Here is an 11884-nt window from a genome sequence, read left to right on the forward strand (position 1 = left end):
ATGTTCGGCAGGCTGAAGGATTGGCGGCGTGTGGCGACCCGATACGACAGATGCCCGAAGGTCTTCCTCTCAGCCATCGCCCTCGCCGCACTCGTCATTTACTGGCTATGAGTCCTGACCCTAGAACGAGCACCTTTGCAAAAATACTCCCAAGACTTGGCTACAAGCTGAATACTTGGGAGGGGAAAGATGGAACGCAGTGTAACTTTCATCATCGCTGGCATCGTCGATACAGAAATCACAGCTACCGAACTCAGCGATGGCACGCTCAAATTCGATATCCAAGTGCTGGGCACCGGCAGCATCGGTGACTTGCGCGGATTGTTCTTTGACCTTGAAGGTTACACTGTCGAAGGAGGTTTAACCGCCACCGGAACAGATGTCACAGGCCAGAAGTATGGCGAAGATTCCATTGAGCGTGTCCTCAATGATGTGAACATCAATGGCGACGTAGTTAAAACACTCGGAAAGTTCGATGCTGCGGTGTCATTCGGGACTTCCGGGCTTGGTGGCGACGATATCCAGTTTACCAGTTTTGTCCTTTCCCATGAGAGCGATGACCTGACTCTGGACATGCTCAACTTTGCCAGTATCGGATTGCGGTACACTTCGGTGGGAGAACTGGACGGTACCCGGTCTGACTCGGCAAAAAACGGCGGGGCAGCCAGCGGGGTTGCACAAAACGATCTCATCACAGTTGCTGAAAACGACAGCAGCAGCATCAGCGCTCTTGCCAATGACGGTTCGGATCCAGCCAGCTCTATCGTCAGCTTCGAGCTGAACGGGACAAGTTTCGGCCCCGGTGACAGCGCGAATGTTGTCATTGGCGGAGCCCATTTGGCGACTCTGACCGTTGCTGCGGACGGCACAGTGACCTTGGCGGCCGATGGCGCCGACGTCGACGAACTGGCCGACGGCTCCTCTACGACATTTGCCTTCGCCTACACCAGCCAGGCACCTGATGGATCCACAGCAACCGCCGTTGTCAATGGAACCGTCACCGGCACCAACGATGCCCCCTCTATGGCGGCGGGCACCGGCGCCGCGCAGGAGGACGGACCCGGCATCGATGTGGATCTCGCGGCCCTGGGCGATGATGTCGATAGTGACGATGACGGAACCACTCTCAGCTATGCCATAGTCGGCGCGCCTGCCGAAGGCACGGCCTCGGTCAGCGGCACTACGCTGAATTTCGACCCCGGCGCAGGATTCCAGAACCTCGCCGCAGGCGAGACCCGGAACGTGACAATCACTGTGGAAGAAACCGACAGCCATGGCGCAACCGCCTCGAATGATGTGGTTATAACCGTGACTGGCACCAATGATGCGCCGGTCGCCAATGATGTCTCGATTTCAGTCGCCGAGGACGCCGCACCGGACGCAACTTCGGTTTTGCACAACGATGAGGACATCGATGGCGACGATCTGGAGATCATCGCGGTAAGCGATCCTGCAAATGGAACAGTCACCATTCAGGACAATGGCACCCCCGGGGATACGACCGACGACTATGTGACCTATCAGCCGGACGCGGATTTCAGCGGGACGGACATATTCACCTACACGATTTCGGATGGCAACGGCGGCACAGATACTGCAACTGTATCGGTCAACGTGGTGCCGGTTGCGGATGCACCGGAGGTGAGCCTAATGCCATCCGGAGGAAGTGGCGGCCTTACGCCAGTGCCGCAAGGCGGGGACATTCAAGCCAATACCTACACCACCGATGCGCAGCGATCGCCTTCAGTCGCAATGCTGGAAGGCGGCGGCTTTGTCACGGTGTGGCACAGCCGCTTTCAGGATGGCAGTGGTTTTGGCATCTTCGGGCAGAGATTCAATGAAGTTGGTGCGAAGGTTGGCGCGGAATTCCAAGTCAACGTCTCGACATCATCGAACGAGCTTTACCCCGCTGCGACGGCGCTGGCAGGAGGCGGATTTGCCGTGGCCTGGACAACCAACTCAGGCACCGCTGCACGGGCGCGGATCTATGATGCGGCAGGGGCTGCATCTGGCGGAGAAATCGTTCTGACGGGATCAGGATCTACAAACGGCTATGACGCTTCCATCGCAGGGCTGGAAAACGGAGGCTTTGTGGCAACCTGGACGAGCTACCAAGCCGACGGATCCGGCGACGCAGTAATGAGCACAGTATTTGATGCCAGTGGCATGCTTGTTCAGGGCCCGTTTCAGGTCAACACTTTTACAGACGGAAACCAGCAGCGGTCAAACGTTGCCGTCCTTGAAGACGGCTGCTTTGTCGTCACCTGGGAAAGCCATGACCAGGGTTTTAGTATTTTCGGGCAAATCTATGCCGCAGACGGCAGTCCAGATGGCGGCGAATTTTCCATCAGCGAAGCCACTGGGATTACCCAGCGGAATCCAGTTGTCACCGGACTGGCAGACGGCGGGTTCACCGTTGCCTGGAATGCGCAGGGGCAGGATGGGAGCAGCGGCAGCGTCTATGGCAGGACGTTTGATGCCAATGGCACGGCTCTGGGATCCGAGTACCAGATCAATACAACCACCGAATTTGGCCAGGGCAATCCATCGGTGACACCGCTGGGGGATGGCGGGTTTGTGGCCAGCTGGGCCAGTCAAAACCAGGACGGCGACGGGCTTGGCGTTTTCGGACAGCGTTTTGACAGCACCGGGAACGCCACAGGGGACGAATTTCAGATCAACCAAACCGTCACGGGAGACCAGCGTCCCGATGACTCGTTTTCACCGCCGTCCATTGCAACTTTGACATCCGGTGACCTGGTTCAGGCTTGGGCCAGTGACGGCACCGAAGACGATGTGTTCGTCCGGCTCATCCAAGTGCCCGCTGCGGCTGGGGGCCAGGAAGACCAGCCGATGCCTGTCAACCTTGCCGCTTCATTGACGGATACCGACGGGTCGGAGACGCTGGAGATCGTGCTCAGCGGCTTCCCTGTCGGTGCAACGTTCAATTTGGGCGCTGCTGAGGGTGAAGACTGGGTGATTGCAGATGCCGAAACACTGGATCTTTCGGCGCTGGAGATGGCACCGCCAGAGAACTGGCACGGATCTTTCGATCTGACTGCGACAGCAACCGCGACGGAAACAGCAAATGGTGACACAGCATCAACAACCGTCACCGCCGAATATTTCATCGCGCCGGTCAACGATGCACCGACAGTCCAGGAAAACATTCAGGTACAGACCAATTCTGAAGATGACACTTTCACGGGCATTGCCGCACCGATCTATTTCCAGCTGAATGACCGGGCAGATGATCCAGATGACGACGATGATGCAAGCACGCTGACGTACTCCTACAGCAACTTCTCCACATCCGCCTTCCAGGTTACTTCCGGCGGGCTTCAACTGAACATCGCCGGCAATTTCGACTATCTGACCGCCGGTGAGACGGAGGAAGCGACGGCCACCGTGATTGCGACCGACAGCCACGGTGCGGATTCGAACGAAGGCACCCTGCGTTGGACGATCACCGGTGTGAATGATGATCCGACCCTGCAGGCTGGCGCCCTAACTGCTGCCGAAGACGGCACCGAAACAGGCATTGATCTCTCGGCGCTTGGGGATGATGCAGACGGTGACGACGACGGAACAAGTTTGAATTACACGATTACCGGCGCACCGTCGGAGGGGGTGGCCTCGATCAGCGGCACGGTGCTGACTTTTGATCCGGCTGCGGATTTCCAGGATCTGGATGATGGCGAAACCCGGGATGTGGAGATCGAAGTCACGGCAACGGATGCTCACGGGGCGACAGCGGTCAACACGGTGACGGTGACCGTCAGCGGGGTCACTGACAATCCGGGTCCTGTCGCCAATGACGATTCTCTAAATGGAGATGAGAACACGGTCTATGTCATTGCGGCTGCCGATCCGCTGGCCAATGACACCGATGGCAGCGGCGATCCGCTGTCCATCAGCAGTGTCTCAGGCACCAGTGCCTTGGGAGCCACCGTCACGCTGAACTCCGACGGGTCCGTCAGCTATGACCCCGCCTCATCCACCACGCTGGATGAAATGGCAGGCGGCGACACGACTGAGGACACTTTCACCTATACCATTACAGATGGCACCGGCCTGTTCGACACGGCAACCGTCACATTGAGCGTTTCAGGCGTGGGTGATCCGCCGCTCCTCACCGGGGTTGTCTCGGCTCAGTCCGGGTTCACCAACCAGGACTTCAGCTACCAGATCCCCGAGGATTTGTTCACCGACCACGACGAAGGCGGCGCGATCACTTATACGGTGGCTCTGGCCGATGGCACTCCCCTGCCCGGCTTCATGAGCTATGACACGGCAAGCCAGACCATCAGCTTCGATGCCAATGCGCCGCAAGCGGGCGATGTCGGTCTCTACACCCTGCAGGTGACGGCAACCGAGGAAGATGGCCAGGCGAATTCGGCCACCTTCAGCCTCACGGTCCTGGATGGGTCGTTGATACTGGGCACGTCCGGCAACGACAATCTGACGGGGACAATCCAGGGGGACCTGATTTCCGGTCTGGAGGGCAATGATACCATAACCGGCCTGCCCGGCGCCGATGTGATCGACGGCGGCGCCGGGTTTGACTACCTCTACGGGGAAGCCGGGGACGACGTGATCCTCACCGGCGCGGATGGCGGCCTGGCTTACGGCGGCGATGGCGATGACCAGCTGACCGGCAGCGACAGCAGTGACACGCTCTTTGGCGAAGGCGGCAATGACCAGCTCACCGGCGGCCTCGGCAACGACTACCTCGCGGGATACGCCGGTGACGATACGATCGATGGCGGGGGTGGAAACGATGTCATCGAGGGAGGCAGCGGCGCCAACAGTCTCTCCGGGGGCGCTGGTAATGACGCGATTTACCTATCCACGGACTCAAACTTCAATGACACGGTCAACGCGGGGGACGGCGACGACTTCATCAGATATGCGGGCTACCGGTCAGCGGATCTGATTGACGCCGGGGCTGGGAACGACACCGTCGAGGCCTATTTCAGCGGCAGCCAGATCTACGACAGCGGGACGGGCACTTATGTTCCCGAGGTGACCAGCATCACGCTGGGCGCCGGTGCCGATGTGCTGCGCCTGCAATACTCCACCCCAAGTGCGATCACCGAACTGCTGGTGACCGATTTCTCCACCGCGGAGGACAGCGTCGACATAGACTATTTCATCAACCAGCAGCTCAGCGGCTGGGACGGCGCCTCCAACCCCTTCGGCGCGGGCTTCCTGCGGCTGGTCCAGGATGGCGCCGATGTGCTGCTCGAGGCCGACCTGAACGGCGGCGGCGACAATTACCTCGGGCTGATCAGGTTCCAGGGCACCAGCGCCGGGGACTTCACCGACGCCAACTTCCTCATCGACCTCGGGACCGGCGAGGGATACCGGCCGGACGGCGGCGGGGTGAATGGCGGGGCATTCCCCGGAACTGCCGGCGATGACTCCATAGTCGGCCTGTTCGGAGACGACACCATTGCAGGTGAAGGAGGCAATGACACCCTCAACGGCCAAAACGGGGCAGACTTGATCCGCGGCGGCGCTGGTGACGATCAAATCTCTGGCGGATTTGGGAACGACGTCCTGACTGGCGGGGCTGGCGCGGATAGCTTCATCTTTAGTACCGGAGAAGGTCAGGACACAATCACAGACTTCGTAGTTGGAACTGATGTACTTGTGCTCGCAGGCGGTCAGACGATCGGCAGTATCGTGGAAATTGATACGGACGCCGTTGGAGGAAACGACAGCACTCTTGTCGAGTTCGCAGACGGGTCTGCTGTCGAACTCACATCAGTGCTGGGATTAGCTGATCCAAACGAACTTCTTTGACGAATGTGTGAGCGGCCGGTCCCCGGCCGTTCTCACCAACCTGCGCCCCAGCTTCCTCCACCTTGAGGACAGAACAGGCAGTCAAACGTGGCGAAGTGGTCTGACGTGCTCCCCTTAGAGTCCGCGGTTATTAGTTCGCCCGATCCAGGGCCGATCCTCTGCTCTCCCTTGGCGGTCGTGCGGGGTGCGCCCGCCGAGGCTTGTGTGGGTCTCGGGTACGTTTGGAATCGCGGCTCCAGGCCGCCTCCAGATCAGCGTCACGGAGCAGACTGGCAGCGTGCGCCCGGCAATTGCCGCGGCGCAAGCCTGGCCATGCATTGCGGAAGGCAGAACGTTTTCAAAGCGCGCGGCTGGCTCGTGCCGGAACTGAAATCCGGAAAAACGCAATGACGGGCCGCACCGGGCACCAGCCGGGCATCGGCCGCTCATGGCGCCAAAGGGAAAACAGCTCCGGTTCCCCCGGTCAGGCTGAGCGATTGGCGGACATAACTTCACTGTTTCGCGCCGAAGTTTTCGGGAATTCCCCGCCTAATTCCGGGAACAGGGAATTCTCAGTATAGTTTCACCCGGTACTGGCGGCACCATGGCCCGGCTGGCCGGATGCGTGAGTGATCCGCCGGAGGAGCTCATACGCAAAGCAGATTGTCGCCAGGGACAGTATCAGCTCGCGGACCTCTATGGCCCGGAAGAAGTATACGAATTGCAATTCGGCCTCGAACTTCGCCGGGATCAGCTTGAAGTAAAGGCCGTACAGATAGGCGCCGACAAATAATATACAGCATGAGAGGGAGGGAACAGGAATTCCGATTTTACCTATTATGGGTAAAAACCTATCCAGAATTGGTAGAACCAATCCAACCGACAGCATCAGCATGGATGCATATGCGCCGGTCCCACCATACGAATCGAAGAAAGACAGATTGTGAATAGTGAACTCGTTCTGTTTGTTCGCGCGTTCGATTGCTTCCGGGGTTGCAAAGTCGAAGATACGCTGGCCCCAACTGATCTCCTCGCCTGCGAAGACGACGAGCAGTACACCCCAGGCAGCCAGAAAATAGACGGTGAAGGCACCTTTCCGGCGTTGGCTGGTATGCGCCTTATAGGCGCTCCAGAAAAATACCAGCCCGGAAATGAAGAATAACAGAGCCGTCAAATTTTCAACGATTCCATCCTCGTCCGCCAACTCGATGAGGGCATGCGGAAACGCTTCTGCAGCGGCAATTAGAAGTACCAAGACAACTATGCTGGCCAAGGGCCCAGCTTTTAACAACCTACTATCCATATTTCCCATCCCTGATCGAATGCTATTGCAAGGCGAACGGCAGCGGCATGCAACTGGGCAGCTAAAGAGCCACCAGTCACTTGTTTCGGTCTTTCGCTCGAAGGAATGCCGTGCTGGACGCGCCCATTTTAGCCGGAACATAACAAACTTTCAATAAATAGAGTCTGCATCTGGCCAGCCGGCCACAACCGGAGCGATTACGGGCGCTGCGCCCTGTCAGGCGGCGCGGCCAATGGCGGATTGCACATATGCGGACACCAGTCATTCCGGGGCGAGGCCCCCGGGTTCGCAGCCCCGCCCGTCACGCCGGACGGCGGCCAGCGGGGCACGGAGCGCGGGCGGAGCGGATATCCGGCAGCATCGGGGCGCAAAGGCCAATGGTATTGGCCCCTGCCGCCCGCCAGAGGCGCCAGCCGGGGTCCGAAGGGCGCTAGCGGGCGACCACGATGTCGGCCTGCAGCCCTCCCAGCGCCTCGCTCTCGCCCAGCCGCAGGGTGCCGCCGTGCACCCGCGCGGTGTCCGCCACGATCGCCAGTCCCAGACCGACGCCGGAGCCGAGGTTCTGGTTGCGGGCGGGATCGAGCCGGGTGAAGGGGCGCAGTGCGTCGCCGCGCTGCTCTTCGGGGATGCCGGGACCGTCGTCCTCCACCCGGATCCGCATCGACCGTTCGGTCAGCGTGACCGAGACCCGCGCCCTTGTGCCGTAGCGCACAGCGTTGGAGATCAGGTTCTCCAGCGCCCGGCGCATCGGCTGGCGGCGCAGCATCACCTCGCCGCTGCCGCTGAGCTCGCCCAGCATCACGTCCTTGCCCTGGCGGCGCCAGTCCTCGACCACGGTGGCGGCCAGCACCTGCGGATCGACCGGCTCGGCCTCGCTGACTGCGGCCCCGCGGGAGAAATCGAGGAAGGCATCCAAGAGCGCCTGCATCTCGTCCACATCGCGCAGCATCGGCGCGGCCTCCTCCTCGTCCAGCAGCGCCAGCTCCAGTTTCAGCCGGGTGAGCGGCGTGCGCAGATCGTGGCTCACGCCCGAGAGCATCAGCGTGCGCTGCTCGATCTGGCGTTCGATCCGCGCCCGCATGTCGAGAAAGGCGCTGCCCGCTGCCCGCACCTCGGTGGCGCCGCTTGGCGAATAGGGCACCACCCGGCCGCGCCCGAAAGCCTGCGCCGCATCGGCGAGCCGCTTTACCGGGCGCAGCTGGTTGCGCAGGTACAGGTAGGAGATCAGCATCATCAGGAAGCCGAACAGGAGCATGGTGACAATGAGCTGATGCGGCGCCGCGGCGGTGAGGCGGCGGCGGTCGAAGCTCAGCTCCATCGGCCCATGGGCTGTGGCGAGATAGATCTGCACCGAACGGTCGGCGGGGAAGCGCGCGGCGAGGAAACTGGGCAGGGTCTTCTCCAGCTCGGCGCGCACCACCCGGCCGGAAAATTCGATCCAAGTGAATTCGTCGGAGGGTTTCGGCACCGCATGGCTCAGGAACCGCGCCCGCATGTTAAGGGGCCCAAGCAGCGGCGCCATCCGCTCCAGCGCCTCGACCTGGCTGCGGGCGCCTTCAGCGGCGATCTGCAAGAGCCGCAGCTCGCGCTGGACCGTGGTGGTCATCTGCACGGTGATGTCCTCGAGGTCGCGCTTTATGAAGACGACAGAGACGACGATCTGCAGTGCCAGGATCGGCACTGCGAGGATCAAGGCCGCGCGGGCATAGAGGCTGCGCGGCACATAGCGTTTGAGCCATTGGAAGAACATGCGCTAAACCTAGCGGGCGCAACAGGAAGAGGGAAGACGGCCCGGCCCCGCGCAGGGCTTTCGAAGGGGCGGTTTTTCCGGCAACCGGACACAGGGCGGCACGATGCAGGCACCAGATGATTTCAACCCCCTCCCCGGCCGGGCCGAAGAGCTGGAACCGGGGCTGCGCCGGATCCTTGCGCCGAATCCCTCGCCGATGACCTACCGCGGCACCAATACCTATGTGCTGGGCACCAAGGAGCTGGCGGTGATCGACCCGGGGCCGCTGTCGGACGAACACCTTAACGCGATTCTGGCGGCGGTGGGCCCGGGCCAGGCCGTGACACATATCGTTGTCACCCACAGCCACCTCGACCATTCGCCGCTGGCGCGGCCGCTGGCCGGGGCGACCGGCGCGCCGGTCATCGCCTTTGGCGGGCCGGATGCCGGGCGCAGCGCGGTGATGCAGCAGCTGGCAGCGGGCGGGCTGGCCGGCGGCGGCGAGGGCATCGACCACGGCTTTGCGCCGGATGAGACGGTGGCGCATGGCAGCGTGATCGCAGGCGGCGGCTGGCAGCTGGAGGTGCTTCACACGCCGGGCCACCTCGGCAACCATATCGCGCTGGGCTGGAACGGCGCCTGTTTCACCGCCGATCACGTGATGGGCTGGGCCAGTTCGCTGGTCTCTCCTCCGGACGGCGACCTCACCGATTTCATGGCCTCCTGCCGGGCGCTGCGGCAGCGGGAGTGGCGCCGTTTCTACCCGGGCCACGGCGCCCCGGTCGAGGACCCGGCCGCGCGGCTCGACTGGCTGATCGGCCACCGCGAGGGCCGCGAGGCGGCGATTCTCGCCGCACTCGCCACCGGCCCCGCCACTGCCCGGGCGCTGGCAGAGGAGATCTACACAGGCACCCCCGCCGCCCTCCTCGGCGCGGCCGAACGCAATGTCTTTGCGCATCTTCTCGACCTCACCGGACGGTCCCGCGTGGCGCCGGAAGGGCCGCTGTCGGCATCGGCGGTCTTTGTCCTGCAGGCGGGCTGAGGGGGCGGCTGAGGCGGGGGCCGATTTTTTCCAAAAAATCGCCGCCGCCTCTGGACGCCCCCGGCACAGGACGCTATACGGCTCGGACCGTTCCGGCGTAGCTCAGCGGTAGAGCAGTTGACTGTTAATCAATTGGTCGTAGGTTCGATCCCTACCGCCGGAGCCAATTTCCCCCGTAATGCCTTGATAATAATGGCGTAGGTTGAAATTGGCAGATACAGTGCCACACAGCACTGTAGCACAAGCTTTCAGATGCCGGGCCGATCGTCTCCACCTTCGGAGGCAGCCCTATGGCGTCGGCCCCTTCCATGTTTCTTCACGGCAACGTTTGGACCTCGCGCCGCCGGGTCCCGGAGTTTTCCACAAAAAGCCGGCATTGGCAGCTGTCACTGCGCTCCACTGTGCGTTCGGTTGCGTGTATCATCGCACGCAGACTGAACTATGAGTGCGACCGGATGCTTGATGCAATCTCTGCGGGGAAACTGACGCCTTCCCAGGCCAAAGCCTGGCTCACCAGCGTCGTGCGCACCGAACTCGGCCGGATCGAGCGGCAGCGGATGGTGTCCCGCATGGACCCTGCCGGCACGGCGGAAGAAGATCAGAGGTACGGCTGGGCCACTGCCCGCGCCTGGCGGCATCTGGCAACGTCCGTGCTCCATCCGGAACTGACCGGAAAAGCCCGGCAATCCATCCTGGATGAAGGTGCAAGCCCGAAAGCACTGTCCACGCTGGAAACCATGGTCTCCTTGCTCTCCCGCAATGTGCTTTCAGAGGCTGGCGTAAACAAGATTCTGCGGGCGGCGCAAGACTGCATTGAAGACGCCACCGGCGAGGGGTTTACGCCCTCCGCAGCGATAGTGCTGCAATTGCGCCAGCTGCTGCTGGCGGGAAAGGCCGCAGCCTGGGAGGCCGCTGCGGATCGCGAAGACCCCAGCTTTGAGCAAGCACGCGCACTGGCCCTTGAATTTGTGAACAACATGAGTGGCGTAAGTGCTCCGGTCGCCAAAACAGAGACAGAGAGCCCAAAGGTTGCCGAACCCGCGCAGCCCATGCAGAACGCCACACGCCCGGCACAGGGCTTCGAGCCGCAGAAATTCACCTTTCACCCAACCCTTCTGAAGGTTGTGGAACGCATCAACGCAGAAATGGATCGCGGCCACATCAAGGCCGGCACACGCAAACAACTGGTTTCTCAGGCCCGGCTGTTCACCGCCGCTACCGGAGTCTCCGATGTCACGGAGATCACCCAAGCACATCTCAAATACTACAAGTCCGTTCTCCAGCGCCTTCCCAAAAGCTGCGGATAGAGCAGCAAGGATGCAGAATGCAGCGTCTAGGAGCTCCTCGCACGGGCGGCCGAACTGCCTGAAGACAAGGTCGGCCTGCCGCCGCGCACGATCAACGGTCACTGCCACCGGTTCGCGCTGATCTTCCGGTTCGCCCAAAGCGAAAGCCTTAAGATCTCAGGCGGCATACAGCTCAGTCTTCTTAGAGTTCTGGAAACCAAACGCAACCGTGACAAGCGTGAGGCCTTTGTTTTGCCCAAGCTCGAGCGGCTGTTCCGGCACCCGATCTGGACCGGCAGCAGCAACCGCAAACGGCGTCACGTTCCGGGAAAAACCGTTCTGAAAGATGGGCTTTTCCGGGGACCGCTCATCGCAACCTATAGCGGAGCACGGCGCGAGGAAATCCTGGCGCTGGAGCCCGGCGACATCACCCTTGTGGATGGAATCCCCTGCTGCCTTGAGCAGTCCCACTTGAGTGGTCCAAATTGAAAGTTAGTGCATGGTTGGCCGTTGGTCCATCAGGATGATAGCCTCTGACGCAGGCGGGCGGTAGCCCAGAGCACTGTGGGGCCGTTTGGTGTTGTAGTGTTTTCTCCAGCTTTCGATAATGATCTGGGCCTCGCGCAGGCTGTAGAAGATTTCACCGTTCAGCAATTCATCCCGCATCCTCCCGTTGAAGCTCTCGCAGTATCCGTTCTCCCGGGGCGATCCAGGCTCAATGTATGCGGTCTTGGCCC

General features: G+C 61.3%; 7 protein-coding genes, 1 tRNA gene and 1 pseudogene. 5 read left to right on the top strand and 4 right to left on the bottom strand.

Annotated elements, in window-relative coordinates; genetic code table 11:
* Window positions 1–111, top strand: a pseudogene (locus tag ACOHX0_RS21145) (IS5/IS1182 family transposase); the annotation flags it as partial.
* A 78-nt stretch (window positions 112–189) separates the two neighbouring features.
* On the top strand, window positions 190–5808 hold the full coding sequence (locus ACOHX0_RS21150; protein ID WP_420679223.1) for a beta strand repeat-containing protein: 5619 nt from the start codon (window positions 190–192) through the stop codon (window positions 5806–5808).
* Window positions 5809–6370: 562 nt separating this feature from the next.
* On the opposite strand, the gene ACOHX0_RS21155 is transcribed toward ACOHX0_RS21150, so the two are convergent.
* Window positions 6371–7090 carry a hypothetical protein gene (locus ACOHX0_RS21155; RefSeq protein ID WP_420679224.1) on the bottom strand — a complete coding sequence of 240 codons (720 nt, stop codon included), beginning with the start codon at window positions 7088–7090 and terminating at the stop codon, window positions 6371–6373.
* 430 nt (window positions 7091–7520) lie between these two features.
* Window positions 7521–8840 (bottom strand): ATP-binding protein, encoded by a 1320-nt coding sequence (locus ACOHX0_RS21160; protein WP_420679225.1) that lies wholly within the window; start codon window positions 8838–8840, stop codon window positions 7521–7523.
* A gap of 103 nt (window positions 8841–8943) precedes the next feature.
* On the opposite strand from ACOHX0_RS21160, the gene ACOHX0_RS21165 reads away from it, so the two are divergent.
* The 3 genes from ACOHX0_RS21165 (at window position 8944) to ACOHX0_RS21175 (ending at window position 11168) form a co-directional block, all read left to right on the top strand.
* Window positions 8944–9861 carry an MBL fold metallo-hydrolase gene (locus ACOHX0_RS21165; protein WP_420679226.1) on the top strand — a complete coding sequence of 306 codons (918 nt, stop codon included), beginning with the start codon at window positions 8944–8946 and terminating at the stop codon, window positions 9859–9861.
* 91 nt (window positions 9862–9952) lie between these two features.
* Window positions 9953–10027 (top strand) — tRNA-Asn (locus ACOHX0_RS21170).
* 289 nt (window positions 10028–10316) lie between these two features.
* On the top strand, window positions 10317–11168 hold the full coding sequence (locus tag ACOHX0_RS21175; RefSeq protein ID WP_420679227.1) for a hypothetical protein: 852 nt from the start codon (window positions 10317–10319) through the stop codon (window positions 11166–11168).
* A 156-nt stretch (window positions 11169–11324) separates the two neighbouring features.
* On the opposite strand, the gene ACOHX0_RS21180 is transcribed toward ACOHX0_RS21175, so the two are convergent.
* Window positions 11325–11618: a hypothetical protein gene (locus ACOHX0_RS21180; protein WP_420679228.1), complete on the bottom strand. Its 294-nt coding sequence runs from the start codon at window positions 11616–11618 to the stop codon at window positions 11325–11327.
* Window positions 11619–11639: 21 nt separating this feature from the next.
* A partial coding sequence (locus ACOHX0_RS21185; RefSeq protein WP_420679229.1) for an integrase core domain-containing protein occupies window positions 11640–11884 on the bottom strand: 245 nt, incomplete at its 5' end.

It is taken from the genome of Cribrihabitans pelagius, assembly GCF_048820915.1.
Classification (GTDB): domain Bacteria; phylum Pseudomonadota; class Alphaproteobacteria; order Rhodobacterales; family Rhodobacteraceae; genus Cribrihabitans_A; species Cribrihabitans_A pelagius.